This is a genomic window from Streptomyces sp. LUP47B, from assembly GCF_001746295.1.
Classification (GTDB): Bacteria; Actinomycetota; Actinomycetes; order Streptomycetales; family Streptomycetaceae; genus Streptomyces.
The window spans coordinates 297,786-323,506 of sequence record NZ_MJAH01000007.1 but is presented as its reverse complement, the minus strand read 5'-3'; the positions used below and the strand labels follow the sequence as shown (position 1 = coordinate 323,506).

At 70.8% G+C, this 25,721-nt stretch carries 22 protein-coding genes and 1 pseudogene; 12 read left to right on the top strand and 11 right to left on the bottom strand.

Translation table 11 applies throughout. The annotated features are described in order from the left end of the window. Nucleotides 1-142: 142 nt before the first annotated feature. The 4 genes from BFN33_RS23830 to BFN33_RS23815 form a co-directional block, all read right to left on the bottom strand. Nucleotides 143-1,219 (bottom strand): MBL fold metallo-hydrolase, encoded by a 1,077-nt coding sequence (locus BFN33_RS23830; protein ID WP_069762145.1) that lies wholly within the window; start codon nucleotides 1,217-1,219, stop codon nucleotides 143-145. A gap of 62 nt (nucleotides 1,220-1,281) precedes the next feature. Beyond that, nucleotides 1,282-2,622 carry an MFS transporter gene (locus BFN33_RS23825; RefSeq protein WP_069762144.1) on the bottom strand — a complete coding sequence of 447 codons (1,341 nt, stop codon included), beginning with the start codon at nucleotides 2,620-2,622 and terminating at the stop codon, nucleotides 1,282-1,284. A 91-nt stretch (nucleotides 2,623-2,713) separates the two neighbouring features. Beyond that, nucleotides 2,714-3,493, bottom strand: a complete 780-nt coding sequence (locus tag BFN33_RS23820) for a class II aldolase/adducin family protein (protein WP_218109036.1) — start codon at nucleotides 3,491-3,493, stop codon at nucleotides 2,714-2,716. Nucleotides 3,494-3,632: 139 nt separating this feature from the next. After that, complete coding sequence (locus BFN33_RS23815) at nucleotides 3,633-5,258, bottom strand: CdaR family transcriptional regulator (RefSeq protein WP_069762143.1); 1,626 nt, start codon at nucleotides 5,256-5,258, stop codon at nucleotides 3,633-3,635. Between the two features lie 207 nt (nucleotides 5,259-5,465). Between BFN33_RS23815 and BFN33_RS23810 the strand changes: the two genes are divergently transcribed. From BFN33_RS23810 to hpaD, 5 genes are read left to right on the top strand one after another with little or no spacing between them, the layout of a single operon-like run. Further along, a complete protein-coding gene (locus BFN33_RS23810) occupies nucleotides 5,466-6,467 on the top strand; it encodes a ketopantoate reductase family protein (protein WP_176742456.1) in 1,002 nt (333 codons plus the stop codon). Nucleotides 6,468-6,476: 9 nt separating this feature from the next. Continuing rightward, nucleotides 6,477-7,907, top strand: a complete 1,431-nt coding sequence (locus BFN33_RS23805; RefSeq protein WP_069762141.1) for a fumarylacetoacetate hydrolase family protein — start codon at nucleotides 6,477-6,479, stop codon at nucleotides 7,905-7,907. Continuing rightward, a complete protein-coding gene (gene dapA / locus BFN33_RS23800) occupies nucleotides 7,904-8,830 on the top strand; it encodes a 4-hydroxy-tetrahydrodipicolinate synthase (RefSeq protein ID WP_069762140.1) in 927 nt (308 codons plus the stop codon). Before BFN33_RS23805 ends, dapA begins: the two co-directional genes overlap by 4 nt. A gap of 2 nt (nucleotides 8,831-8,832) precedes the next feature. Further along, complete coding sequence (gene hpaE, locus BFN33_RS23795) at nucleotides 8,833-10,314, top strand: 5-carboxymethyl-2-hydroxymuconate semialdehyde dehydrogenase (protein ID WP_069762139.1); 1,482 nt, start codon at nucleotides 8,833-8,835, stop codon at nucleotides 10,312-10,314. Next, a complete protein-coding gene (gene hpaD / locus BFN33_RS23790) occupies nucleotides 10,311-11,306 on the top strand; it encodes a 3,4-dihydroxyphenylacetate 2,3-dioxygenase (protein ID WP_069762138.1) in 996 nt (331 codons plus the stop codon). The genes hpaE and hpaD overlap by 4 nt, the downstream gene beginning before the upstream one ends. Nucleotides 11,307-11,329: 23 nt before the next feature. Here the strand turns inward: hpaD and BFN33_RS50125 are convergent. Continuing rightward, nucleotides 11,330-11,993, bottom strand: a pseudogene (locus tag BFN33_RS50125) (beta-galactosidase); the annotation flags it as partial. 234 nt (nucleotides 11,994-12,227) lie between these two features. Between BFN33_RS50125 and BFN33_RS23775 the strand changes: the two are divergent. The 5 genes from BFN33_RS23775 (at nucleotide 12,228) to BFN33_RS23755 (ending at nucleotide 15,158) form a co-directional block, all read left to right on the top strand. After that, the gene (locus tag BFN33_RS23775; protein ID WP_069762135.1) at nucleotides 12,228-12,722 is read left to right on the top strand and encodes a MarR family winged helix-turn-helix transcriptional regulator; all 495 of its coding nucleotides are present in this window, start codon (nucleotides 12,228-12,230) and stop codon (nucleotides 12,720-12,722) included. A 152-nt stretch (nucleotides 12,723-12,874) separates the two neighbouring features. Beyond that, nucleotides 12,875-13,486: a DsbA family protein gene (locus BFN33_RS23770; protein ID WP_069762134.1), complete on the top strand. Its 612-nt coding sequence runs from the start codon at nucleotides 12,875-12,877 to the stop codon at nucleotides 13,484-13,486. A gap of 36 nt (nucleotides 13,487-13,522) precedes the next feature. Next, complete coding sequence (locus tag BFN33_RS23765) at nucleotides 13,523-14,329, top strand: MBL fold metallo-hydrolase (protein ID WP_069762133.1); 807 nt, start codon at nucleotides 13,523-13,525, stop codon at nucleotides 14,327-14,329. Between the two features lie 2 nt (nucleotides 14,330-14,331). Then, nucleotides 14,332-14,742, top strand: coding sequence for a nuclear transport factor 2 family protein (locus tag BFN33_RS23760; RefSeq protein ID WP_218109034.1), 411 nt, complete (start codon nucleotides 14,332-14,334; stop codon nucleotides 14,740-14,742). Next, nucleotides 14,742-15,158: a nuclear transport factor 2 family protein gene (locus tag BFN33_RS23755; protein ID WP_256122849.1), complete on the top strand. Its 417-nt coding sequence runs from the start codon at nucleotides 14,742-14,744 to the stop codon at nucleotides 15,156-15,158. The genes BFN33_RS23760 and BFN33_RS23755 overlap by 1 nt, the downstream gene beginning before the upstream one ends. Before the next feature lie 315 nt (nucleotides 15,159-15,473). On the opposite strand, the gene BFN33_RS23750 is transcribed toward BFN33_RS23755, so the two are convergent. Beyond that, nucleotides 15,474-16,154, bottom strand: coding sequence for an SDR family oxidoreductase (locus BFN33_RS23750; protein WP_069762131.1), 681 nt, complete (start codon nucleotides 16,152-16,154; stop codon nucleotides 15,474-15,476). 68 nt (nucleotides 16,155-16,222) lie between these two features. Next, nucleotides 16,223-16,864 (bottom strand): DsbA family protein, encoded by a 642-nt coding sequence (locus BFN33_RS23745; RefSeq protein WP_069762130.1) that lies wholly within the window; start codon nucleotides 16,862-16,864, stop codon nucleotides 16,223-16,225. 105 nt (nucleotides 16,865-16,969) lie between these two features. On the opposite strand from BFN33_RS23745, the gene BFN33_RS23740 reads away from it, so the two are divergent. Together BFN33_RS23740 and BFN33_RS23735 are read left to right on the top strand one after the other, a co-directional pair. Then, nucleotides 16,970-17,371: a helix-turn-helix domain-containing protein gene (locus BFN33_RS23740; protein ID WP_218109032.1), complete on the top strand. Its 402-nt coding sequence runs from the start codon at nucleotides 16,970-16,972 to the stop codon at nucleotides 17,369-17,371. Between the two features lie 486 nt (nucleotides 17,372-17,857). Continuing rightward, nucleotides 17,858-18,481: a TetR/AcrR family transcriptional regulator gene (locus BFN33_RS23735; RefSeq protein WP_069762128.1), complete on the top strand. Its 624-nt coding sequence runs from the start codon at nucleotides 17,858-17,860 to the stop codon at nucleotides 18,479-18,481. Nucleotides 18,482-18,703: 222 nt separating this feature from the next. On the opposite strand, the gene BFN33_RS23730 is transcribed toward BFN33_RS23735, so the two are convergent. From BFN33_RS23730 to BFN33_RS23715, 4 genes are all read right to left on the bottom strand, one after another. Next, a complete protein-coding gene (locus BFN33_RS23730) occupies nucleotides 18,704-21,367 on the bottom strand; it encodes an alpha-L-rhamnosidase (RefSeq protein WP_069762127.1) in 2,664 nt (887 codons plus the stop codon). 63 nt (nucleotides 21,368-21,430) lie between these two features. Beyond that, a complete protein-coding gene (locus BFN33_RS23725; RefSeq protein ID WP_069762126.1) occupies nucleotides 21,431-22,783 on the bottom strand; it encodes an MFS transporter in 1,353 nt (450 codons plus the stop codon). Nucleotides 22,784-23,032: 249 nt separating this feature from the next. Then, nucleotides 23,033-24,844: a beta-glucuronidase gene (uidA, locus tag BFN33_RS23720; RefSeq protein WP_069762125.1), complete on the bottom strand. Its 1,812-nt coding sequence runs from the start codon at nucleotides 24,842-24,844 to the stop codon at nucleotides 23,033-23,035. Nucleotides 24,845-24,896: 52 nt separating this feature from the next. After that, nucleotides 24,897-25,706, bottom strand: coding sequence for an SDR family NAD(P)-dependent oxidoreductase (locus BFN33_RS23715; protein ID WP_069762124.1), 810 nt, complete (start codon nucleotides 25,704-25,706; stop codon nucleotides 24,897-24,899). Nucleotides 25,707-25,721 lie beyond the last annotated feature (15 nt).

The window sequence follows — 25,721 nt, the reverse complement described above, 5'->3', positions numbered from 1 at the left end:
GCCACTGCGTCCGTCTCACCTGTCGGTGTCGGTTGAACTCGGCCGTCGTCGAGGCTCACCCGCGGCAACTGCCTCGTCCTCTGTCAGCGGTCCACGGTCACCGCTGCGCGGGCAGTCGGTGACCGTCGTGCTGTCGCGAACCTCAGCAGCAGCCTTCCGCGGGGGCGCTCGTGGCCGCCATCGTCGTCGCAGTCGTGGTGGCCTCCTGATCCTGGGCGATGCGGCCGCGCAGCATGGTCTCCACGATCTTCATGAAGCGCTGTGCTGTCGAGGTGCCCACGATGAACGGGTTCTCGCGACCGTTCGGCGCGCTGCGCAGCTCCTCCATGCGCTCGAGGCCGTAGTCGGCGAAGCCGTGGTTGCTCAGTTCGACGTCGACGCCGACCCGCCTCGTCCGGGAAGCGAAGGTGAGGGCGGAGGAGAGGTACGTCTCCTTGCCCGCGGTGGCGGCGGGCGGGTTGGTCCCGCCCCACAGCATCGCCGCGTGGGTGCGGCCCCGCCAACGGGCCGGGAAGACCGGCGAGACGGTGCCGGGTGTGTGTCCCGGCGTGTGGTGGAGCGTCACGGTGGTACCGCCCAGCGTCAGCTTCTGGCCGTCGGCGATGTCCAGGTCGCGGGTGGGTGCGTTGGCCGGGGACGTGGAGGCGAGGAGGTCCCAGTCGGCCGGGGCCATCATGACCCGGGCTCCGTACCGGTCGGCCAGGTACTGGGCGCCGCCGAAGTGGTCGCCGTGGCCGTGGGTGACCACGACGTACTTGATCGTCGAAGGGTCGGCCCCCAGGCTGCGCAGTCCGGAGACGATGTACCGCTCCGCCTCGTCCGGGTTGTCGAGGGCGTCGATGAGGATGATGCCGCGTGGGGTGAGGATCGCCGTGGCCGACACGAAACCAACGCTGAGGACGGCGACGTTGTCGAAGATCCGCAGCGGCGCGGGAGCTGCGGGCCTCGGCGGGGTGTAGCCGGCGGTGAGCGCGCTGACGATGCTCTTGAGGACCGGGTTGTCGCCGGCCAGTTCGGTTGCGCGGTCGAAGTAGTCCTGCGCGGTGGGGGCCGCGGACGCCGAGGTCTGGGCGGAGGCACGCCCGGGAAGCAGCGACGCTGCGCCGGCGCCGAGTGCCGCGGTGGCGCCGAGCTGCCACAGGCGGCGGCGCGTCAGGGCTCCGTGGGGGTGGGCTTCGGGGGATGCCTGGCGGATGGGGGCGGTGTGCGGCTCGGTCATGCGTGAGCTCCTCGATGTGTGGGGGGCGGGGCGTTGGGCTGCATCGGCCGGTCTGTCGTCGCTCAGGCGGTCACGACCGTCTGCTCGTCCTTCTCGCCGGCCTCGGCCTCGCTGAGCGGTACGTCCTGGCGCTCCTTGAGGACGAAGGTGACGGCGAGCCCGATCACCGTCACGCCCGCGAGGTAGACGGCGACGGAGTACACGGTGCCGGTGCCGGACTGCAGGGCTTCGGCGATCATGGGGGCGAAGGCGCCGCCGAGGACGGCTCCGATGGCGTACGACAGGGCCGCACCGCTGTACCGGACGGCGGTCGGGTACAGCTCGGCGAACAGTGCGGCCTGCGGACCGTAGGTGAGCCCCAAGCCGATGCTGTACAGGAGCAGCGCCAGCACGACGAGGCCGGTATTCGCCGTGTTGAGCAGGGCGAAGAACGGGAACATCCAGGCGAGTTGGATGACGAAGCCGATGCGGTAGACACGGAGGCGGCCGAACCGGTCGGACAACCGGCCGCCCGCGAGGGTGCTGGCCAGCCAGCCGACCGCGGCGACCATGACGCAGATGAGGATCAGCGTCGGGTCCATGCCCAGGTGGTTCACGGAGTAGCTCTGGACGTAGCCGCCGGTGGTCATGTAGCCGACGGCGTTGTTCGCGGCGAAGAGCAGGGCACCGGCCACGACGAGCGGCCAGTGTTGCTTGAACAGCAGGGCGAGCGGGGCACGCGACCGGTTCCCGGACTCCTTCAGCTCCCGGTAGACGGGGCTTTCCTCGACCTTGCGGCGGATGACGAACCCGGCGGCGACGAGGACGACGCTGAGCAGGAAGGGGATGCGCCAGCCCCAGGCGAGGAACTGGTCATCCGTGGTGAGCGCGGTGACGGCCGCCAGGGCGCCGTTGGCCAGCAGCAGGCCGAGCGGTGCGCCGAGCTGGGGGTAGGAGCCGAACCTTCCACGCTGTCCCGGCGGTGCGTGCTCCACGGAGATCAGCGCGGCGCCGCCCCACTCGCCGCCGGCGGACAGGCCCTGAAGGATGCGCAGGAGGACCAGGATGACCGGGGCGCTCATGCCGATGGAGGCGGACGACGGCACCAGGCCGATCAGGGTGGTGGAGACGCCCATGAGCAACAGGGTGGCGATCAGCATCGCGCGGCGGCCGAGCCGGTCACCGAGGTGGCCGGCGAGTGCTGCTCCGACCGGCCGGAAGAAGAAGCTGATGCCGATGGTCGCGAAGGAGATGACCAGCGAGTCCTCGCCGAGCCCGTCGAAGAACTCGCTGCCGAACACCAGTCCGGTGCACAGGGCGTAGATGAAGAAGTCGTACCACTCGATGGTGGTGCCCGCCATGGCGGCGAGCGCGACCGTGCGGTGCTGACTCCGGTTGCCGGATGTCTGAGCGGATGGGGACATGGGAAGTCCGATCGTCGTCGGGTCGTCGTTGGCCCGGGGAGCGGGAGGTGTCAGACGGCGTGGTGCGGTAGGCGTGTCACCGGCAGGGGCGTCAGACGGCGTAGTCGGGGGCGACGCGGTCGATCCTGCGGCGCAGTGCGTCGAACAGGGTCCTGCCCGCCTCCGTACGGTCGCCCATCTGGAAGGACTCCTTGGTCGAGCGCTCTGCCGCCTCCCGGCTCACCGGGGTCAGCGGCTGCCCGGACTGCTGGGCGGCGAGCTGGATCTCACAGGCCCGTTGCAGAGTCCACAGGGCGGCGAAGGCGGCGGGGACGGTCGGTCCCACCGACAGCAGGCCGTGGTTGCGCAGGATCATCAGGCCGCGGTCGCCGAGGTCGGCCACCAGCCGTGGCTTCTCCTCCGGGTCGACGGTGATGCCCTCGAAGTCGTGGTAGGCGACCATGTCGTGCAGTTGGGCGGCGTAGAAGTTGTCCGGGTCCAGCCCACCGCGCAGACAGGCGACTCCGGTGCCGGCGGTGGTGTGGGTGTGCATGATGCAGTGCGCGTCGGGCCGGTTGGCGTGGATCACCGAGTGGATCAGCAGCCCCGCCTCGTTGACGGGCCAGTCCGAGTCCGACAGGACGTTGCCGTCGAGGTCGATCTTCACCAGGTTCGAGGCGGTCACCTCGTCGTACATCAGGCCGAACGGGTTGATCAGGAGGTGTCCCTCCTCGCCGGGCACCCGGACGGTGATGTGGTTGAAGACCATCTCCACCCAACCGAGGTGGTGGAAGACGCGGTAACAGGCGGCGAGTTCGAGCCGCGCCCGCCACTCCGCATCACTCATGTACGCCGGTTTCGCCGTGCTCGTCGGGGTGTCCAGAACGGTCACTGCCGTGCTCCTTGATTGCTGCGTGGGCATCGCCGGTATCGGGCGACGGCCTCGGTGTGCAGGAGCATGGGTGCGCGACCGCTCGCGAGCCAATGTCGGGTTCGACAGTGAATCCGGTGGAGCGGTGGCGGATATGACATCAGCCCCTCGTCGGTGGCTCCGACAGGCCGGTCAGGGCCGTCAGTTCCAGCGTCAGCAGAAGGCGCCTTGTCGGATCGGCGAGCGCTACGTCGAAGAGTTCCTCGGCCCGGCGCAACCGCAGCCGCAACGTGTTCTGGTGAATGTGCAACTCGCCACTGGCCGCGGCGACATCGCCGAAATGCCGCAGATAGGTGAGCAGCGTGGCGCAGTAGTCGGTGCCGTGTTCGGCGTCGTGTGCCCGCAGGCGTTCCGCGATGCCGGTGCGCAGTTCGGCGTCCTCGCGTACGGCGCCGACGAGCCGCCGCAGCACCAGCTCCGGGCGCAGGTCCTCGGCGTGGTACGCGCCAGGTCCGGCCCGTCGCTCCCGGAGGTGGTCGAGCGCGGCGTCGATGTCGCGGCGGGCCGCGAGCAGGGCGGAAGCCGTTGCGACCGTGGGGGAGTCGACCGCCGTGAACGACCGGTGCAAGCTGTGCCGGGCCCGGTCCAGGAGGTGGTCCAGCAGGACACCGGTGGACACGGAGCCGGAACCTGCGGCCGGCAGCAGCACGTAGACGCGGTCCCCGAGCAGGGCTGCCGCCGGTTCGTACCCGAGGGAGCGCCCGTCGAGGACGGCCAGGTCCAGCGCCCGAAGCAGAGCTGCGCGGCGGCGGGCCGCGGTGCCGGCTTCCCATGACTCCTCGCCGTCGCGCTCCTGTACCGCCTCGGCCAGCCCGACCAGCACGGCGGGAAGGCGGACACCACCGGGCGGGTCGCCCTGCCCCGACCGGCCCTCCAGCGCGTGGCGCAGGCCGAGGTCGCGGCTCTCCTGCTCGGCGTCGACCTGACGGCGCAGCGCCAGCATGTGCAGTGCCGCGACCCGGGCCGCCTCCTGCAAGGTGGGCCCGCAGTCGGCGGCCGCGGCCTCGTCGGGGAACGCGACCCAGAGGGAGCCGAGTACGTCCTCGCCCGCCCTGATGACCACGGCCGTGCGCGGCAGATCGCCGGGCCGGTGCTGGCGTACGACCGTGTCGCTCACCCACACCTCCCGGTTCAGGTGATCGGCGAGCGCGTCCTCGGGCACCCGCCTGCCCAGGATCCCGCGCCGCCGGGTCTCGTCGATGGGCTGGTCGGGCAGGTTCGAGTAGGCGACCACCACCTGCTGGGTGTCCATGATCGCGACTGCGCCGCCGACGATTCCGGCGACCGCGTTGGCCAGGGAGAACAGGTCGCCGCCCGTGGTCCCGCCGCCGCCCGGTTCCGCGACCGCCCGGCGCGCGGCCAGGATCGTCGTGACCAGGCGCTGCACCCGCGTCCACGGCACCCGCGGAGCGACGGCCAGGACGGGGACGCGGGTCGTGGCGACCTGCGCCGACACCTCCGGTGGCGGGGGAGTGGGGCACTTGACGGCGAGTGCGCAGGACCGGTCCGCCGCCGTCCGAAACGCGGCACCCAACGCCTCGCGATCGGCGACGTCCAGGCCGACCCCGAGCAACAGGTGTCCGGGCGCGGTGGTCGCAAGCGCCTCCGGGTGGTCCAGCAACTCGGCGCCGGTGACGCGCCACTCAGCCGCGGCGCCGTCGGACAGCAGGGTGATGACACCGCCTCGCAGGGCCTCGACGAGCTGCTCGAGGGGCATCGCGGTCATGCCGGCCTCCGTTTCAAAGGGATGTCGGAATCTACATCACGCAACGTCTGTGAGTGGAGGCACCGACATTGTTGCGGGCGGTGAGGCGGCGCATGCTCGCTGCGAACGGTCACACCAGCCCACGACCACACCCGAAAAGGAGGTGCGACGGCGTTGTCGCATCCACCCGCATCTCCGCCGAGCGGCCGGCCACCGAGGATCACCGTCGTGGGCCCGGGCGCCGTCGGCGCCACCCTCGCCGGGGCGTTCACCGCCTCGGGCGTCGAGGTCTCTCTGCTCGGACGGCCGGGCCCGCACCTCGACGCGATCGCCGTGCAAGGACTCCTGCTGCGCGGCGGGGAGACGGCAGACGGCCCGTCAACGGGAGCCGAGGTCCGTCACCACTTCCCCACCGCGCACGACGCCGCTCGGCTCCCCGTTCCGGACCTGGCCGTCGTCTGCGTCAAGAGCCAGTACCTGCTTCCGGCCGCCCGCAGTATCCGTACCTGGGTCGAGCACGGCTCGGACGTGCTGGTCGTGGCCAACGGAGTGCCCTGGTGGTTGCCGTCCACCGCCGAGCACACCGGACAGGATCCCGTGCTGAGATCGGTCGACCCCGACGGGCAACTGCTGCGGTTCCTGCCCGCCGAGCGGGTCATGCACGGAGTGGCGCACTTCAGCAGCGCGGTCGACGGACCGGGCCGGGTCACACTTGTCAGCGGTTCCCGTCTGATCATCGGTGATCCGCTGGGCGGCATCTCCCAGCGCGTCACGCAATGCGCCGAAGCCCTCTCCAGGGGCCCCGTCCGCCCCGAACCCAGCACCGACATCCGCCGGGACGTCTGGGAGAAGCTCCTGGGCAACGTCAACCTCAACCCCGTCAGCGCGCTCACCGGCGCCACCGTCCTGGACATCCTCGACGACCCGGACGTACGGCAGGTGTGTGCCGCCATGTTCGACGAGACGGCGGCCGTCGGTGCCGCTCTCGGCATCGAGAGCGCCATGACGGCCGACGACCGGCTCGACATCGCCCGCAAGCTCGGCGCGTTCCGCACCTCGATGCTGCAGGACGCGAACCGCGGCCGGCCCCTCGAACTCGACGCCCTCGTCGGTGCCGTACGCGAACTCGCGCGCCGCACCGGTGTCCCGTCCCCCTCCCTCGACGCGGTGCACGGACTGCTCGCCCTGCGCGAGCGGGTCCGCGGTCACGGCGAGTCGTCCGGCAGCTGAAGGAGCCCGGTGTCGCACCCCTTGGGGAACCCCCCATCGAAGATCATCGCTGTCCACCTCAACTTCCGCAGCCGCGCCGAGGAGCGCGGCCGGACCCCCGCCCACCCCTCCTATTTCCTTAAGCCGCCGTCGTCCCTGGCCGGCACGCAGGAGGCGATCATCAGGCCGCGGGGTTGCCGACTCCTGGGCTTCGAAGGCGAGATCGCCCTGGTCATCGGTACGCGCGCCCGCCGGGTGCGCCCGGAGGACGGCTGGCGCCACGTGCGCTGGGTGACCGCCGCCAACGACGCGGGCGTCTACGACCTGCGGTACGCCGACCGCGGCTCCAACCTGCGCTCCAAAGGCGCGGACGGCTTCACCCCGATCGGGCCACGGCTGCTGGACGCCGCCGGACTCGACCCCGACGCGCTGCGTTTGCGGACCTGGGTCAACGGTGAGCTGGTCCAGGACGACACGACCGACACGCTGCTGTTCCCGTTCGGGGAGCTGGTCGCGGACCTGTCCAGGCTGCTCACCCTGGAACCCGGGGATGTGATCCTCACCGGTACCCCGGCCGGGGCCTCGGTGGTCGGACCGGGCGACGTGGTCGAAGTCGAGGTCGGCGACGGCCGGTTGAGCACAGGAGTGCTGCGCAACCCGATTGCCGACGCCGATCACGACCTGGAGCCGTGGGGCGCGCAGCCCAGGACCGACCGGGCCGAGGAGGAATCGGCCTACGGGTCGGGGTACGTGGCCAAGCCGCTGCTGGCCGACGACCTTGCCGACGGACTTCGCTCGGTCGCCGTGGCGACGCTGAGCGCGCAGATGCGCTCGCGCGGTCTGCCGCACATGTCGATCGACGGTGTACGGCCGGTCAGCGCCACGGCGATGGTGGGCGTGGCCCACACCCTGCGCTATCTGCCGCTCCGTGAGGACCTGTTCAAGCGGTACGGCACCGGCATGAACGCCCAGAAGCGGGCGATCGAGGAGCTGCGTCCCGGGCATGTCCTGGTGATGGATGCCCGGCGGGACCCGACCGCGGGCACGCTCGGCGACATTCTCGCGCTGAGAGCCGCCCGGCGGGGCGCGGCCGGTGTCGTCACCGACGGCGCCGTCCGCGACGCCGCCGCCATCACCGGCCTGGGCCTGCCCGTCTACGCGGCCGGTGCCCACCCCTCCGTCCTCGGCCGCAGGCACGTTCCCTGGGACACCGGGGTGCCCATCGCCTGCGGCGGGGCTCTGGTTCAGCCCGGCGACCTGATCGTCGGCGACGCCGACGGCGTGGTCGTCGTACCGCCCGACCTCGCCGAGGAACTGATCGCCGACTGCCGCGAACAGGAACGGCAGGAGCGCTTCATCACCGAGCAGGTCGCCGCGGGCGAAAGCGTCGACGGCCTGTATCCGCTGGGTCCGGCCTGGCGGGACGCCTACGAGAACTGGTGCAAGGGAGAAACACAGTGAAGTTCCGCAGCGACCCGTCGGCCATCCGCGGGTCCATAGCCCCCGTCGTCACACCGTTCACCGCGGACGGTGCCCTCGACCACGACAGCCTGCGTGACCTGATCCGCTTCCAGCTGGAGTCCGGCTCGCACGGCATCTCGCTCGGCGGATCGACGGGCGAGCCGAGCGCGCAGAGCGTCACCGAGCGGATCGCCGCGATGCGCACGGCGGTCGAGGAGATCGGCGACCGGGTGCCCTTCCTGCCCGGCACCGGCTCCCACAAGCTCGACGAGGCCCTGGAACTCACCGCAGCGGCTCAGGAGTTGGGCGCCGACGCGGCCCTGGTCATCACGCCGTACTACGCGCGGCCCACCCAGGAGGCCCTCTACCAGTGGTACGCGAGGGTGGCCCGGGAGTTCCCGGACCTGCCGATCGTCGCCTACAACGTGCCCTCCCGCACTGCCGTCGACATCGCCCCGGACACGGTCAAGCGGCTGTTCACCGACTTCGACAACTTCGTCGGCGTGAAGGAGACCACGAAGGACTTCGAGCACTTCTCCCGCGTACTGCATGCCTGCGGCCGCTCGCTGCTGGTGTGGTCGGGCATCGAGCTGCTCTGCCTGCCGCTGATGGCACTCGGCGGGGCGGGCTTCGTGTCGGCCGTGGCCAACCTGGCCCCCACCGCGGTGGCTCGGATGTACGAACTGTGGGAGGCCGGCGACTTCGACGCGGCCCGTGACCTGCACTACCGCCTGCACCCGCTGGTCGACCTGCTGTTCGTCGAGACCAATCCGGCGCCCGCCAAGTGGGTCCTCGCCCAGCAGGGCCGCATCGCCTCCGCCCACGTCCGCCCGCCGCTGACCGGGCCAACGGACGCGGGCTTGACGAAGATCCGCGCGCTGCTGGCCGAGGGCGGCGACCTCACCGCACAGATCGGAGCCTGACCATGAGCACCGAGAACCTGCCTCCCGTCATCCAGCACTGGATCGGCGGCGAGTCGGTCTACAGCGCCGACGGACGGACGTTCCCCGTGTCCGATCCGGTGACCAACACGCCCTACGCGAAGGCCGCGGCCGGCGGCCCGGCCGACGTCGAACGGGCGGTGGCGGCCGCCAGGTCAGCCTTCCCCGCCTGGTCGTCCCTCGGCAATCGGGAGCGTGCCAACGTTCTGGTCAGGATCGCGGACGCCGTCGAGGCCCGCCACGAGCGGCTGGCGTCCTTCGAGTCGTACGACACGGGGCTGCCCATCACCCAGGCCCGCGGCCAGGCTCGGCGTGCCGCGGAGAACTTCCGCTACTTCGCCGACGTGATCGTCGCCCTCGGCGAGGAGGCCTTCCGCCAGGGGGACGAGCAGTTCAGTTACGTAGTGCGCAGGCCGGTCGGCGTGGCCGGACTGATCACGCCGTGGAACACCCCCTTCATGCTGGAGAGCTGGAAGCTGGCCCCGGCCCTGGCCTCCGGGTGCACGCTGGTGCTCAAGCCCGCCGAGTGGACCCCGCTGTCGGCCTCGCTGTGGCCGGAGATCTTCTCCGAGGCCGGGGTTCCGGCGGGCGTGGTGAACATCGTGCACGGCATCGGCGAGGAGGCGGGCCAGGCACTGGTCGACCACCCGGACGTACCGCTGATCTCCTTCACCGGCTCCACCGACACGGGCCGCCACATCATCCGCGCCGGCGCTCAGCACCTGAAGACCACCTCGATGGAGCTGGGCGGCAAGTCCCCGGCCGTCATCTTCGCGGACGCCGACCTCGAAGCCGCCCTCGACTCGGTCGTCTTCGGCGTGTTCTCCCTCAACGGCGAGCGTTGCACGGCCGGTTCACGTGTCCTGGTGGAGCGCCCGGTGTACGAGGAGTTCACCCGTCGCCTGGCGGAGCGGGCCGCGAACGTCCGCGTCGGGCCGCCCTCCGACCCGGCCACGGAGGTGGGGGCGCTGGTCCACCCGGAGCACTACGAACGCGTTCTGAACTACGTCGAGATCGGCAAGAAGGAGGCCCGCCTGGTCGCCGGCGGCACCCGGCCCGACCACCTCGCCGACGGCAACTACCTCCAGCCGACGGTCTTCGCGGACGTCGAGCGCGACGCCCGGATCTTCCAGGAGGAGATCTTCGGCCCCGTCGTGGCCGTCGCCCCGTTCGACGACGAGTCCGAGGCGATCGAACTGGCCAACGCCACCCAGTTCGGCCTGGCCGCCTATATCTGGACGTCGAACCTCAAGCGCGGCCACCGCATCGCGCACGCCGTCGAGTCCGGCATGGTCTGGCTCAACTCGCACAACGTCCGTGACCTGCGTACTCCCTTCGGCGGAGTCAAGGCGTCCGGCGTGGGCCGCGAGGGCGGCGCCCACTCCATCGACTTCTACACCGAATCCAAGATCGTCCACGTCGCCCTGGGTGACGTTCACACCCCTCGCTTCGGAGCCGCCTCGTGACCGCGCCGGATGTGATCCGCTCCGCCTACGCCCAGCTCGCCGTCACCGACCTCGCGGCGGCCCGCTGGTTCTGGGTCGACATGCTCGGCTTCCACGTCCAGTACGAGGACGCCGACACCCTCTGCCTGCGCGGCACCGACGAGTTGACACACCACTCCCTCGTCCTGCGCAGGGGCGAGCTCGCCGCCCTCGACCACCTCGCCTACCGGGTCCGCACTCCCGAGGACGTCGACAAGGCGGAGAAGTTCTTCCGCCGACTCGGCCGACCGGTACGGCGCCTCCGAAAAGGCGAAGGCACGCCCGGTGTCGGCGACGCCGTCCGCGTCATCGACCCGCTCGGCTTCCCCGTCGAGTTCTTCCACGACATCGAGCGTGCCGAACGCCTCATTCAGCGCTACGACCTGCGCCACGGCGCCGAGGTGGCCCGCCTGGACCACTTCAACATCTGCACCCCCGACGTCCCGGCCGCCTACGCCCACTATCAGTCCCTCGGCTTCGGCTGTTCGGAGACCATCGAGGGTGACGAGCACGAGCTGTACGCGGCCTGGATGTACCGCAAGCAGACCGTCCACGACGTTGCCTTCACCGGCGGCGCCGGACCCCGCCTGCACCACCTCGGCGTCGCCACCCACGAATCCCACCAAGTCCTGCGCGCAGCGGACCTCTTCGGCTCGATCCGCAAGGAACACCACATCGAACGCGGCCCGGGACGGCACGGCGTCTCCAACGCCTTCTACCTTTACCTGCGCGATCCCGACGGCCACCGGGTGGAGATCTACACCTCCGACTACTACACCGGAGACCCCGACCACGAGACGTACCGCTGGAACGTCAACGACGACCGCCGCCGCGACTTCTGGGGCAACGCCGTGATCGAGTCCTGGTACAAGGAGGCCACCCCGGTCCTCGACCTCGACGGGAAGCCAGTGCCCGTCTCCGACGCCCTGCTCGACGAGTCCGCCGTGACCGTGGGGGCAGATGGCCTCGGCTGACCCGCCGACGCGCGGTAGCTGGATCAGCGGGGCTCGCGGACCACGGCGACGCCTCCCGGTGGGACGGTGACGGTTCCGGTGACCGGGGTGCCGGTGAGGAGTTCGCCCCCTTCGGCAGGTGCTTCGGCGCCCTTGCCGGTGTGGTCGATGAGGAACAGGTTGTCGGCCTTTGCGCCGCGGCGCCGGACGACCTCGATCCCGGCTGGTGCGTCCTGCTCTTGACGCCGGCCTCCTGGCGGATGCGGTCGATCAGGGCGGCGAGCGTGTCCTGGTCGGGGTGGGTGCCCGGATACCAGGCGGTGCCGTTCCCGTGCCGGTGGCGGGTGCCGACGGGGTGGCCGGCCAGTGGGCCGTCGGCGTGGGAGGCGACGGCCTGAGCGCCGGTCAGCCGTATGCGTTCGGACCACAGGTCGGCCGTGGCGCCCGGTGCCACGTCGCCCGTCAGGCCGGTCCTCTCGCGTCGGTGACCACACCGAGGACGTCGCGGAACGCGCCCGGGTAACCGCCCAGGTACACATGGGCGTTCTCGTCGACCATGCCGCTGTGGAAGCCGACGGCCAGCGTGCCCCCGCCCTCGGTGAACCGGGCGAGGTTCGCCGCGGCTGCCTCCGCGACCAGGTAGAGCGAGGGTGCCAGGAGGAGCCTGTAGCAGTCGAGTTCGGGGTCGTCGGGGCGTACGAAGTCAACGCCGCCGTCGCCCAGTCCTCCATCAGCAACGGCGCGGCAGTCGTGCAGTGGAACGGCCTGAACATCGACGACCAGTTCTGGAAGATCGTCCGTATCAACTGAACGGTTCGACGAGGGGTCTCCTGCCGGCTCGGGATCGCGACGCGAACCGTGTGGCAGGAGACCTGGGGGCACCGTCCCCTCCGTACGTGATCGGTACGGTGGTACTGAGACGACGAGAGGGGCAGCGCGGCCGTGGATGAGGAAGCGGAGATCGGGACGGCGAAGGAGGCGGCCGACCATGAGCTCATCCTGGCGTTCGGGCGACTGCAGGGGGCGGCGAACCGGCTGGAGTACATCCTCGGCCGGGCGCTCGAGGTGGAGTGCGGCGTCAGCCATCTGGTCTTCGAGGCGCTGCTGATCCTCGGGCGGGCCGGTGAGCCGGGGCTTTCCATGCGGGCCATCGCGCAGGAGCAGGTCCTGACCACCGGCGGCGCCACCCGCCTGGTGGACCGCATGGAGACGGCCGGATTCGTGACGCGCGCGGAGTCCCCCGACGACCGGCGCGGGAAGCTGGTGCGGCTGACCCCGCTGGGCGAGGAGACGGTCGTACGCGCTGCCAGGGTGCACCTGGAGAACATCAAGCGGTACTTCGTGGAGCCCCTCCCGGCGGCGGACCGCGAGCGGTTCGCGGAGGACCTCCGGATCCTCAGCCACACGGCCAGGGATGTGCTGCCTCGGCTTCCCTGACCTGCGGACCGGCGACAGCGCAGGTCTAATGGCATGGGCGGCGCTTGTGTGTCCCAGTTCACACAGGCCGAGAAATATCTGACGCATCAGTTACTGTTTGGTCAGATGAATCGCTCGCAACCGGCGGGTGTCCCTCTCTGCCGAGGTCTTCGATGAAGCTCGTCTACGTCTTCGACGCCTATTGCGGCTGGTCGCACGGATTCACCGCGACTCTGCGCGAGATCACCACGCGCCACCCCGACCTGCCGGTCGAGGTCGTCTCCGGCGGTCTTTTCACCGGAAGCCGCCGGGTCCCGATCCGCGACTTCGGCTACGTCCAGGGGGCCAACGCCCAGATCGCCGAGCAGACCGGCGCCGAGTTCGGCGAGGCCTACGAGCGGCTGATCGCCGACGGTTCGTTCGTGATGGACTCCGAGGCCGCCGCCCGCGGCGTCGCAGCCCTGCGTCACGTGGCCCCCGACCGCGCGGCGGAGCTGGCCATGGCCTTGCAGCACGCCTTCTACGTCGACGGCCTGAGCCTGTCGGAGGCGGCCACGTACCGGACGGTCGCCCAGGCGGCCGGGCTCGACGCGGACGCCGTCGTCGCCGCCTTCGAAGCGCCAGAAGCGCAGACCGCGGCCCACACCGACTTCCGCCGCGCGGGCCGGCTCGGAGTCTCCAGCTTCCCCACCCTCCTCGCCATCGACGGCGAGCACATCGTCCCCCTGGCACTCGGACACGCCACCGCCGACGAGGTGGACCGGCGTCTCGCACACCTCAACTGACCCCGCAACCCTCCACCCCTCCAAGGAGCCCCGAGCATGAGCGCCCTCGACTTCAAGATCCTCGACCTCGACTTCCCCGCCGGATCCAAGAACAAGACCGCCACCCTCGTCACCGGCGAGACCGACGCCCTGCTGGTGGACGCCGCGTTCACCCGCGCCGACGGCCACCGCCTGGCCGCCGAGATCCTCGACTCCGGCAAGAACCTCACCACCGTCTTCGTCTCCCACGCCGACCCCGACTTCTACTTCGGCGCCGAGGTGATCGCCGACGCCTTCCCCGACGCGGTCTTCGTCGCCACCCCGATCGTCATCGAGCACATCAAGCACTCCTACGAGGGCAAGCTCAAGGCGTGGGCGGCCCTCGGCCCGAACCTGCCCACCCGCCTCGTCGACCTCACCCCGCTGACCGGCGACCTCACCCTCGAAGGCCACCGCTTCGAGCTCAAGGGCGGCTCCGACGAACTGCCCGACCGCCACTACCTGTGGCAGGCGGAGTCCCGCGCCCTGCTCGGCGGCGTCCTGCTGTTCCAGCAGGAGCACGTCTGGGTCGCCGACACCGCCACCCCCGAGTCCCGTGCCGCCTGGATCGACCTGCTCGACGAGATGGCCGCCCTGAACCCGCAGCTGGTCGTCCCCGGCCACCGCCTGCCCGACACCGCCGCCGACGCCACGGCCATCACCGCCACCCGCGACTACCTGCTCGCCTTCGAGGAGGAGCTCGGCAAGGCGGCCGACGGCGCCGCGCTCACCGAGGCGCTCATCGCGCGCTACCCGGACAACGGCATGCTGATCGCCGCCCAGATCGGTGCGAAGGTCGCCAAGGGCGAGATGAAGTGGGGCTGATCATGAGCGAGTTCACCACCTCCACCGCACCCGCCGACGTCGTACGGCGCCAATACCTGGCCTCCGCCGCCGGGGACCTCGAAGCCCTGCGTGCCACCCTCGCGCCCGACGTCGAGTGGACCGAGATGGCCGGCTTCCCGCTGGCCGGCACCTACCGCACCCCCGACGGCGTCACCGCCAACGTCATGGAACAGCTCGGCAAGGACTGGGACGGCTGGACCGCCCACGACGACACCTACGTCGTCGACGGCGAGAACGTCGTCGTCCTGGCCCGCTACACCGCGACCAACAAGGCCACCGGCAAGCGGATCAACGTGCGGGTCGCCCACCACTTCGTCGTACGCGGCGGACTCATCGTGCGCTTCGAGCAGTTCGTCGACACCGCTCTCGTCCGCGACGCCATGACCGACTGATGCCTCTCCGCACCACCGCGAGTCGGGAGATTCTCCTGTCCGCTGACGACAACAAGGCGCTCGTGATCGCCTTCTACGAGCAGGCGTTCAACGACTACCAGCCGGAACGGGCCGCCGAAACCCACCTCGGCAACAGCTACACCCAGCACAACTCTGGGGCGCAGGACGGGGCGCAGGCGTTCGTCGGCTATGTCCACTGGCTGCGCGGGCAGTTCCCCGAGCTGCGTCTGGAGATCAAGCGCGTGATCGCCGAAGGGGACTTGGTGGTCACCCACGGCAACCTGCACCTCAAGCCCGGCGACCGCGGCATGGCCGTCGCGGACTTCTGGCGCCTCTCCGACGGGAAGATCGTCGAGCACTGGGACGTGGTCCAGGAGGTGCCGGAGAAGAGCGCCAACGACAACACCATGTTCTGAGGTCTGTGGTGGCATCCGCGCCGGATCGGGTGCGGATGCCCCTTGGATCGTCGGCCCGCCGCGCGAACGGCCCACTGCGCGGCGTGACTTCCCGCGCCGTGCAACGATCGCGCCGGGTTCCTCGCGGCGGGCGTGGGTGATCGTGGTCGGCACCATCACCACGGCCAGGCCGGTCGCGGCCGACGGGTTAGCACGGGGCGATGCCGGCCGCCGGCGGGACGGATCCGGCCGAGTGCGGCGGCGAACTCCATGATGCCGATGGAGCGGTCAGGGAGGGAACGGACGCCCATCCCCGGAGTGGGGTGGACCAGTGAGTCAGGCGTTGAAGACGGCCTCGGAGCGGTCGCGGTTTTCGTGCAGGTCCCAGTACAGGGGGGCGATCTGCTCGGGTGTGGCCGTCGGGAAGCCCTCGGGTCCGCCCCCGCCGATCCACACGCTGATCGCCACGTGGGCGGCGTGCACACCGCTGCCGGCCAGTTCCTTGTCCAGGTTGATGACCCAGTTGCGCAGGGCAGCAGCGGCGGCGTTGACGTTGCCGAGCATGGGGACGGGATCCACCGACCCGCCGCCAGTGGTGAACAGCAGGGTCCCGGCGCCCGCCTCCCGCATCGCGGGCAGCACCGCCTGGGCCGCGGTGAGGGCGCCGTAGAAGACGTATTCGATCTGCGGCTGCAGATTGTCCACCGTGACCTCGGAGGGGGCGGCCAGGGTGTGACCGGGCACCGGGGAGTGCGGGGCGGGTGAGTACTCCAGTACGTCGATGGCGCCGAAGCGGGTCTTCACGGCGTCCAGGGCGGCGGTCAGGGAGGGCCGGTCCAGGACGTCGGCGGGGAACGCCTCGGCCGTGATGCCTTCCTCACCGAGCTGTCCGACCAGCGTCTGGAGCTTTTCCTTGGTGCGGGCGATCAGGGCGACGTCGAAGCCGCGGCTTCCGAAGGTGCGGGCGATGGCCAGGCCCATACCGGGGCCGGCGCCGACGATGGCAGCAGTGGGCACAGTTAGCACTCTTTCTTGTCGTGGTCGCCGGGACATGCGGGGACCGGATGTCCCGGCGGGCGTGTGGATCAGAGATGGGCGGCGGCAGCGACCGGAACCGCGCAGCCGTCCGGGCCGCAGACCGCCGCGTTGTCGCCGGCGACGACAACGGTGGGGTGGGTGTCGTCCCATGCCTGGCGCAGGATGTCGAGCAGCGTGTCGCTGTCCTGCGCTCCGGCGACGGCGTACCGGCCGTCGGTGAGCACGCGCCGGGTCTCCTCGCGCTCCAGGCCGATCTCGTCGGCAAGGTCGAGCAGTTCGTCGAGGCCGAAGACGGGCCGCGCCTGACCGAAGTAGGCCCGGAAGATCGTGTCCCACGCGAGGCGGTTCTTGCCCTCCACTGAGGCGTGGGCAAGGAACTCGTGGGCGAGCCGGGTGTTGCCGACCTCGTTCTCCAGCACCCGGTAGGGGCTCAGGCCCTCCTGCTCGGCCAATGCCTCGACCCGACCGGTCGCAGCCTCCAGACGGGCGCCGGCCAGGCCGTAGTTGCGCAGTGTGGCCTCGCGCACGCTGATGACGCTGCCGACCGGGTAACGGTCGCTGAGCGGAAACGAGCGGTGGACCACTTCGACCTCGTCGCCGTGCCCGAACGGCTGCACGGCGCGGTCCAGGCGGTGGCTGCCCAGGCCGCACCAGGGACAGGTGATCTCGGACCAGACTTCGACGCGCATGACTCACCTCCAATTCCTACTGTTTGTGCGCAGCGCCATGATGGACCAGTATGGAAGGCCGTACAAAAGGCACATCGATGTGCGTGCCGGAAGGGAATGTGCGCCATGGACACCGCAGGCCGAGCCAAAGCCGCCGCAGCCGGGGGGCCGTGCGCCAGAATCCCCGCCGAGCAGATGGACTTCGTCCGGCAGATCCTGGACCGGGTCGGCGACAAGTGGAGCATGCTGGTGATCTCCGTACTGGAAACCGGCCCCCTGCGCTACACCGAGCTGCAGCGCGCAGTCCCTGGCATTTCCCAGCGGATGCTCAGCCTCACCATGAGCCGGCTCCAGCAGGACGGTCTGGTGACCCGGACCGCCTACGCGGAGGTACCCCCGCGTGTCGAGTACGCCCTCACTCCGCTGGGCAGCAGCCTCCACCACGTGGTCACGTCCCTGATCACCTGGGTCGCAGAGCACCATGCCCAGATCCGCGAACACCGGTCCCCGACCACCACCACACCCTGACGCCCCAGTCCGAGGCGGGCAGTTGGCTTATCGGGCCGGGGCTTGGTGTCGAGGGGGCCGGTGAGGCTCTCGCCATAGCGGCGGACAGGCTGGGCGGTGGGTTCGGTTCGAGACAGGGCGCCGGGATGTCGGCGATGACACGTCCCGCGGCGGGAGGTGCTGCGTCGCGCCGACCGCCACATGCGGGCCCGTGGGGCCGGTGTGCGGGTGGTCAAGGTGCTGCGACGGTCGCGGATCCGCCAAGGGATCCAGTCGCGGGAACAGTTACCGCGTGGTTGAATTTCATTCGGAAGGCAAACCGCAGCGGGAGGTGCGGGAACATGGGAGACCCTGTTCGTGATCAGGGCGTACGTGGCTCGAAAACGCGGCGGTTCGCCCTTTGTGCCCGCGACGGTAGCCGCCCAGGCTGCCGGGCAGGTGACGAAATGCCAAGCCTTGGAAGGTTTTGAGAACCGTGATGCGGGATTCGAAAAGAGGAAGCGCCCTGTGACCCAGGCCAAGGCCCGCGGCCCGTACACCAAGACCCCCGCCAGGCGGGCCGAGATCGTCCGGGCGGCGCGTGAGAGCTTCGCGGAACACGGATTCACGAAGGCTTCGTTGCGTGACATCGCCGAGCGGGCCGGCATCACCCACGCCGGGCTGCTGCACCACTTCCGCAACAAGGACGACCTGTTGGCCGCCGTGCTCGCCGAACGCGACGCCGAGGAGCGGCAATACGCCGAGTCACAGGTGCCGGACATGGACCATCTGGCGCCCTACCTCGGCGATCTGCTGCGCCACCACCAGAAGTCCCCCGAACTGATGCGCCTGTGGATCGAGCTCGCGGCGGCCGCCTCCCGTCCGGAGCACCCCGCGCACGACTACTTCGCGCAGCGCTACGCCTGGGGGCGCGAACAGTTCGCCCGAGGCATGAGCGGGAAGGCCGAGCGCGGAGAACTGAACGAAGCGCTCGCCCCCGACCACGCGGCCACGCTGCTCCAAGCCGTGCTCAACGGCCTGCAGTTGCAGTGGCTGCTGGACCAGGATCTCGACATCGTCGGGCCGGTCCGGGCCTTCATGCGGATGACCTTCCCGCAGGCCGCAGAAGCAGAGGCAGACGACGAAGATTGAGCAGCGGGCCATCACGGCGCCCTGACCGTTCTACGGGCCGAGCCGGCGCGTCGTGAAGCCCAACCGGCATGGCCGCCCGGTGTGGAGGCGATGAGAGACGCTGCCCGCCCCGCGGACCGTTCTGCACACCCCCTCACCCCGGTGGCGAACCGCCCGCGGCGTCGTCCTCGGCGTTCCGCTCCCAGCCACCGTGGCGACGGAACCCTCACGGTCGACGTCGTCTCAATTCGCCTTCCCCACGCGCCGGGTGGCGCTGAACCTGCCGGGAGCCAGAGGCTCCTCGACCGTGCCGTCGGGGAAGACGATGCGGGCGGTGGTGGCCGGTGGGACGTCGACCGTGATGGTGAGGGTGTCGCCGGTGGTGCGCCACTCGACGGCGATCGTGCCCTGCGGGGACTCGTGGGTGCCCCGGGCCCACGGCACGGACGGGTGCGGGACTGGCGCGACGTCGAAGGACTCCCAGGCGATCGACCCCGGCGTCTGCCGCAGCCCCAGGGTGTGGGTGTGCAGGAAGCGGATCACCGCGCCCTTGCTGTAGTGGTTGAGCGAGTCGTGGGCGGTGCCGGTGTCGTCGATGCCCTCCCAGTCCTCCCAGATGGTGGTCGCGCCGCGGTCGAGCATGTACAGCCAGGAGGGTGCGGTGCGCTGCAGGAGCACCTCGTAGGCGACGTCGGCGTGACCGGAGTCGGCCAGGACGGGGAGAAGTTCGCCGGTCGCCAGGAAGCCGGTGGTGAGGTGGGTGCCGGCGGCGCGGATCAGCTCGACCAGCCGCGCGGCGGCGGCCCCGCGCAGTTCGTCGGGGACGAGCCCGAGGGACAGCGCGCGAACGTAACCGGCCTGGGTGTCACCGGCGGTGTGGCCGTCGGGGGAGAGGAACTCCGTACGCCAGGCGTCGCGGATCCGTTCGGCGATCGCCGTGTAGCGGTCCGACTCCCGGGTGCGCTCCAGAACCCGGGCGACGCGGGCCAGGGTCGCCGTCGAGCGGTACAGGAACGATGTGCCCACCTCGCCCTTGTCGGCCATGAACCAGGCGACGGGATCGTCCTTGACCGGGTCGACACGGGTGCCGTCGGCCGCCTTGGCCTTGGGCTCGGTCCACTCTCCCCAGTGGAAGGAGCCGTCCCAGAGGTACTGCTCGTGCGGCAGCGGTTCGGCCGAACGCTCGACCCGGGACGGGTGGCGGGCGGTGCGGGCGGTCGTGAGTGCCCACTCCACCCAGCGGACCATCGCCTCCCAGTTCTCGGCGAGGATCTCCCGGTCGCCGTACGACTCGTACAGCTCCCACGGGACGGCGACGACGGCGTCTCCCCAGCCCGCCGAGCCGGTCATCATGGCGAACTGGTCGTCCAAGTGGTGTTTGATACGGCGCCCGTCCGGCGAGAAGTTGGCGATCCGGCCGTCGGGCAACTGGTCGTCGCGCACCGAGCGCAGCCACTTGCGGCTGAACCCCAGGACGTCGTAGAGGCGTGTCGCGGTGGGGGCGAAGACCTGGTAGTCGCCGGTCCAGGCGAGGCGTTCGCGGGTCGGGCAGTCCGTGGGCACGTCGACGGCGTTGCCGCGGAAACTCCACTCGGCGATCTCGTGGAGGCGGTCGAGGTCCCGGTGGCCGCAGGCGAAGGTGCCGGTGCGGCGCAGGTCGGAGTGGACGACCCGCATGACGAGTGTCGCCGGGTCGAGCGGGGCGGCGTCGCGCCGGATGCGGGCGTACCGGAAACCGTGGACGGTGTGGCGCGGCTCGAACGTCTCGCCTCCTCCCGCGGAGACGGCCACGTCGCGCTGGACGAAGGGGATCGGTGCCTGGCCGGGGCGCGTGGAGTCCAGGTGGGCGGTCGTCAGATCGCCGTCGGGGCCGAGGTGTTCGCCGTGGTCGACGATCGTGCGGGTGCCGGCCGGACCGAGGTCGCGCAGCGCGATCCACCCGGAGGCGTTCTGGCCGAAGTCGGCGATCCACACGCCGTCGTCGAGCTGTTCGACCGATCGTGCCGGGCGCGACTCGACCACCCGCACCGGGGGTGCCGGCGACCAGTCGACCGTAGGCGCCTCCACCTGGTCGACGAGGACGGGCCGGCCGGTCCCGGGGCGGACGCGGAAGTCGGTGGTCTGTCCGTCCATGAGGTCGGCACGGGTGATGGCCGACTCCGCGCTCGTCCACGTCCCGTCGGTGCGGACGACCTGCCGTGCGCCGTCCTCGTAGAAAAGATGCAGTTCGGCCCGCGCTCCGGGCACGGTGCCCCAGCCGGCGGGGAGGCGGAAGGCGCCCACTTGACCCCGGTACCAGCCGTCGGACAGCAGGATCTCCAAGCGGTTGTCGCCCGTCTCGACGGCGGCCGTGACGTCGGACGCCTGGGCGTAGAGCGTGCGGTCGTACGAGGTGGACCCCGGCGACAGTTCGGCCGTACCGGCCCGCTCGCCGTTGACGTACGCCTCGTACACCCCGAGTGCCGTCGCGTACAGCCGCGCTGAGCGCACTCCGGAGCCTGCCGTGAACCGGGTCGACAGGACGTAGGCGGGCCGCTCGCCGTAGCCGCGGTCAGCGGACTCGGCGGGACTGATCCAGCGTGCCCGCCAGTCGGCGGCGAGCAGACCGCTCTCGAACGTGTGCCACCGCGACCACGGCGAGCCGCCGTCGGTGCCGAGTGCCCGGACCCGCCACACCACCCGGCGCCCGCTGTCCAGCGCCGCCCACGGCCAGGGGAAGAAGCGGTGCCCGCCCACGGCGGTGGTCACGGCGGGCCGCGCCTCGCCGTCGACGGTGCACTCCACCTCGTACGCCACCGGGCCCGCCGCGTCCGACGGCGGCTTCCACGACAGCCGGGGTGTGGGCCCGGACACGGGGAAGGCGTCCCCGCCGCTGTCGATGGCCAGGTCGTACGGTGCGTCGGGCATGGTGTGCCTTCTCGGAACTCGGTGGAACGAACGCTTCTCGGGAGGCCGGGACGGGAGCGGCGGCTAACGCACCGACTTGATCTTGAACTTGACGATGAGGCCGCCGACCAGCGCCAGGACCGCGCCGATCAGATAGAGCTGGGTGTAGTTCTTCTCGCCCCCGGCACCGACGCCGAGGGTGATGACGAGCGGGGCGATCAGCGGGGCGACGGCGCTGGGAATCTTCTGCGCGAAACCGACGACGGCGAGGTAGCGGCCCGCCTCGGCCCGGTCCGGCAGGACGGCGAACACGATCGCCTGGTCGACGGCGCCGAACACCGCGATGGCGAACTGCATCAGCACGGCGCCGACGACCAGTTGGGGCAGCGAGTGGGCGAACGCCTCGGTGACGGCCCCGGCGACGAACACCGCGGAGCCGATCAGGGTGAACAGCTTGCGCCGTCCCAGCTTGTCGGAGAGGAAGCCGCCCCCGATGGCACCGCCCGCCGCGGCCACCACACCGATGGTCCCGATGACCGCCACGATCCCGGCGACCTCCTTGACCGGCAGGTCGAGCCGCTGCGCGTAGAAGAAGGTGCCGAAGGTCGTGTTGAAGTACAGCCCCATGAAGAACACGAAGCGGCCGAGCCAGTTCCAGCCGAAGTCCGGGTACTTGCGCGCGTTGAAGCCATAGCTGGTGATCATGTTCCGCAGCGTCACGCCTGCGGTGTGCACCAGCGCGCGGGAGTCGCCCTCGGGCTTGAACACCGGGAACAGCACCACGAGGGCGGCGCCCAGGACACCCGGGAGCAGGAACACCAGGAAGGTGCTGGAGGCCACCACGTAGGCGAGGCCGATGCCGACCACCGGGGCGATCTGGGTCATGACGCTGGTCAGCGCGGAGATTCGGCCCCGTTGCTCCTCGGGCACCCGGTCGGCCTGGATGTTCTGGATGGCCTGCCCGGTCGTGGACCAGCCGATCATGCCGACGACCCAGGCGAGGCCCAGCAGGAGAACGGACGGCGCGAGGGCGACCCCGACGAGCGCGACGGTGCCGAGCAGGGTGCCGCCGATCATGAAGGGGGTCCGGCGGCCGAGCCGGGACCGCGTCCGGTCGCTCCAGAGGCCGATCAGGGGGCTGAGGACCAGGTAGACGACCTGGGCGGAGCCGGTGACGTACCCGAGCTGCTCCTCGTGCCCGGGGGCGAGGTCGTCGATCCGCACGGCGAGCGAGTAGGACAGGGGGACCATGAGGGCCAGGGAGCCACCGAAGCTGGCGGTCATGAGCCACAGGAGGTAGCCCCTGCCGACCCTCCGCAGCGGGGGTGCCTCGATCTCGGGCGTGTCGGGCGGCTCGTTGGGAGCTGCGACGGCGTCCTGCGGTGTCGCCTTCGCAAGGGGAACCACCACGCTGACGTCCCGGTCGTCGTGAGGCATGCGGACTCCTTTGTCACATGATCGCTGGCGGGCGGTGGCAACCCGTGGGGGAGAGGGCGGGACTGGGCGGGGCCGGAACACCGGCCGTCTCGTGCGCCGGGGACGGGGCCGCCGTAGGGCCGCGGAGCCCTGCGGCCGGCATCGGGCCACGGCGCCGGGATCCCGTGATGACGCCCCTGCGCGTCCTCCGGCCCCTCACCGCAGTCTCCTGAACCGGTGTCCCGAGGTGCCCTCGCGCAGTCGCGGGTGTCAGTCGGCCGTGATCTGCCCGGGCTTGCGGCCGCCCAGTGGGAGCCAGCGCCCGCGCAGGGCGAACGCGGCCGACTTCGGCTTCCGGTCGCGGGTGAACACGCCCTTCTTGTTGCCGTCGACCCGGTGGATGCCGGGCGAGGTCTGGAAGTCGGCGAAGTTCCACACGTGCTCGCCGACGAACTCGGGGATGCGGTCGAAGACCCGGTGGTACATGGCGAGGAAGTCGCTCTGGTACTCCTCGCTCCACGGGGTGTCCCAGACGGAGTGCAGGCCCGGCTGGGTGTCGGCGCCGTACTCGGACATCATGACCGGCTTGCCGAAGCGCTGGACCCAGCCGCGCAGATCCTGCTCGAGATACCCCTCGGCGGTCGCGAGGTCGCCCGTGAACAGGTACCAGCCGTAGTAGCGGTTGATGCTCAGGACGTCGAACAGGTCGCCGATCAGGTCGTTCTGCGGGGTCGCGAACATGACGGCGGCGTAGGTGAGGGGCCGGGTCGGGTCGAGCTTGCGGGCCAGTTCGACGAGCGGCTCGAAGTACTCGCGGGCTCCGTCCTCGTTGGAGGCGGGCTCGTTGGCGAGGCACCACATGACCACGCTCGGGTGGTTCCTGTCCCGCTCGATCAGCTCCCGCAGGTGCTGGGCGTGGACGTCCCGGGTGGTCCCACCGAAGTTCTCCGGGGCGAAGGTCGGGGTCGGCGGAACGCCGGTGAGTCCGCCCTGGACGCCCAGGTTGAGGCCGACTGCGGCGGTCTCGTCGATGACGACGATGCCGTGCCGGTCGGCGAAGTCCAGCACCTCCTCGGCGTAGGGATAGTGGGAGGTGCGGAAGGAGTTGGCGCCGGTCCACTGCATGAGCTGGAAGTCGTGGACGAGGTAGGCGTCGTCGTGGCCCTTGCCGCGGACGGGGGTGTCCTCGTGCTTGCCGAAGCCGGTGAAGTAGAAGGGTTCGCCGTTGATGAGGAACTCGGTGCCGCGCACCTCGACGGTACGGACACCGAAGGGCTGGGTGTAGCTGTCCAGGGTCTCGCCGTCCACGGCCAACTCCACGACGAGGTCGTACAGGTAGGCCGCGCCCGGTTGCCAGAGCGTGACGTCCTCGATGCGCAGGACGCCCTCGGGGCCTTCTCCCTCCGCGACGGTCCGGCCGGCCTCGTCCACCGCGCGCACCCGCACGGTGACCGTGTCGGTGTGTTCGCCGGCGGTCTCCACGCGGTAGCCGACGGTACCGGCCGCCCCGTCGCGTCCGGTGACCACGGTGACGTCCTCGACGAAGGTCGTCGGCGTGCTGTACAGGCGGACCGGGCGGGCGATGCCCGCGTAGTTGTAGAAGTCGTGCAGATACGACTGCCGTTCGCGGCCGTCGGGGCCGGTCGTGACGGTGCCGGGCGGGATCGTCCCGTTCGTCAGCCGGTTGTCGACGCCGACCGTCAGCCGGAACGCGGTCCCGGGCTCGACGACACCGGTCAGGTCCGCCTCGAACGGCGTGTAGCCGCCGGTGTGTTCGGCCACGAGCCGCTCGTCCACGTAGACCTGCGCGGCGTGGGTGACCGAGCCGAAGCGGAGGACCACGCGCTCGCCGGTCCAGCCGCGGGGCACGCGTACCTCGCGCTGGTACCAGACGACCCCGACGTGGTCACGGATCTCCGGGTCCACGAACAGGTCGTTGTAGCTGGCGGGGACGGGGACTTCGAGCGGCGGGGCGAGCCGTGACGCCCACGGGGTGGCGCCGGCCCGGGTGCCGGGAGCGAACCGCCACAGGCCGTCGAGGCCGACGAGGTCGCGGGTGGGGGTGGTACGGGGCGAGAGCATGGAGTTCCTACCGGGGGCTCGGTGCGGTGGGGGTGTTGGGGGTGATGTGCGGTTACGCGGTCTCACCGGCATCGGCGAGGAGCGTGCTGCCCGTCATGAAGGCCGAGAGGTCGCTCGCGCAGAACAGCACCACCCGGGCGATGTCGTCCGGCACACCGAGCCGGCCGAGCGGGCCTGGCCGCATCACGGACAGGAGCGCCTCGGAGTCCAGCGGGACCCCGGCCGCCGCGGCCGCCGCCATGTTGCCCTCGGTCGGCACGAAGGTCGGTGCGACGCCCAGCACACGGATGCCGAACGGGGCGAATTCCAGGGCGAGTTGCCGGGTGAGGCCGCGGGCCGCGTGTTTCGAGCCGACGTAGGCCGCGAGCCCGGGGGCCGTCCCGCGGAACCCGGCCGTCGACACGACGTTGACGATGACGCCCCCGCTCATCCGGCGCGCGGCCTCCCGGGAGCCGAGGAAGACCCCACGGGTGTTGACGGCGAACACCTCGTCGAAGGCCTGGTCGGACATCTCCAGGGCGGGGACGCTGGGGAAGACCCCGGCGTTGTTCACCCAGATGTCGATCCCGCCGAGCTCGCGGACCGCGAGGTCGGCGGCGGCAACGACGCTGTCGGTGTCGGTGACGTCCAGACGGGCGGCCAGGGCGCGGCCCCGACCCCGGGCGCCGAGGTCTTCGGCGACGGCGGTGGCGAGATCGTCGTGGATGTCCGCGACGAGCACGTCCGCTCCCGCCTCGGCCAGCCGCTCGGCGACGGCCCGGCCCAGTCCCCGGCCCGCGCCGGTCACGACGGCGCGCCGTCCGGACAGCGAGACCAGTTCGGCCAGGGACTTCGACGAGACGTCGGGTACGGATATCTGCACGATGTGTCCTCCGAG

Excerpts from the sequence above, each read along its gene's own strand:
- BFN33_RS23830 (WP_069762145.1), bottom strand. The coding sequence starts at position 1,219 with ATGACCGAGCCGCACACCGCCCCCATCCGCCAGGCATCCCCCGAAGCC.
- BFN33_RS23825 (WP_069762144.1), bottom strand. The coding sequence starts at position 2,622 with ATGTCCCCATCCGCTCAGACATCCGGCAACCGGAGTCAGCACCGCACG.
- BFN33_RS23815 (WP_069762143.1), bottom strand. The coding sequence starts at position 5,258 with ATGACCGCGATGCCCCTCGAGCAGCTCGTCGAGGCCCTGCGAGGCGGT.
- hpaE (WP_069762139.1), top strand. The coding sequence starts at position 8,833 with ATGAGCACCGAGAACCTGCCTCCCGTCATCCAGCACTGGATCGGCGGC.
- BFN33_RS23770 (WP_069762134.1), top strand. The coding sequence starts at position 12,875 with ATGAAGCTCGTCTACGTCTTCGACGCCTATTGCGGCTGGTCGCACGGA.
- BFN33_RS23765 (WP_069762133.1), top strand. The coding sequence starts at position 13,523 with ATGAGCGCCCTCGACTTCAAGATCCTCGACCTCGACTTCCCCGCCGGA.
- BFN33_RS23760 (WP_218109034.1), top strand. The coding sequence starts at position 14,332 with ATGAGCGAGTTCACCACCTCCACCGCACCCGCCGACGTCGTACGGCGC.
- BFN33_RS23755 (WP_256122849.1), top strand. The coding sequence starts at position 14,742 with ATGCCTCTCCGCACCACCGCGAGTCGGGAGATTCTCCTGTCCGCTGAC.
- BFN33_RS23745 (WP_069762130.1), bottom strand. The coding sequence starts at position 16,864 with ATGCGCGTCGAAGTCTGGTCCGAGATCACCTGTCCCTGGTGCGGCCTG.
- BFN33_RS23740 (WP_218109032.1), top strand. The coding sequence starts at position 16,970 with ATGGACACCGCAGGCCGAGCCAAAGCCGCCGCAGCCGGGGGGCCGTGC.
- BFN33_RS23730 (WP_069762127.1), bottom strand. The coding sequence starts at position 21,367 with ATGCCCGACGCACCGTACGACCTGGCCATCGACAGCGGCGGGGACGCC.
- BFN33_RS23725 (WP_069762126.1), bottom strand. The coding sequence starts at position 22,783 with ATGCCTCACGACGACCGGGACGTCAGCGTGGTGGTTCCCCTTGCGAAG.
- uidA (WP_069762125.1), bottom strand. The coding sequence starts at position 24,844 with ATGCTCTCGCCCCGTACCACCCCCACCCGCGACCTCGTCGGCCTCGAC.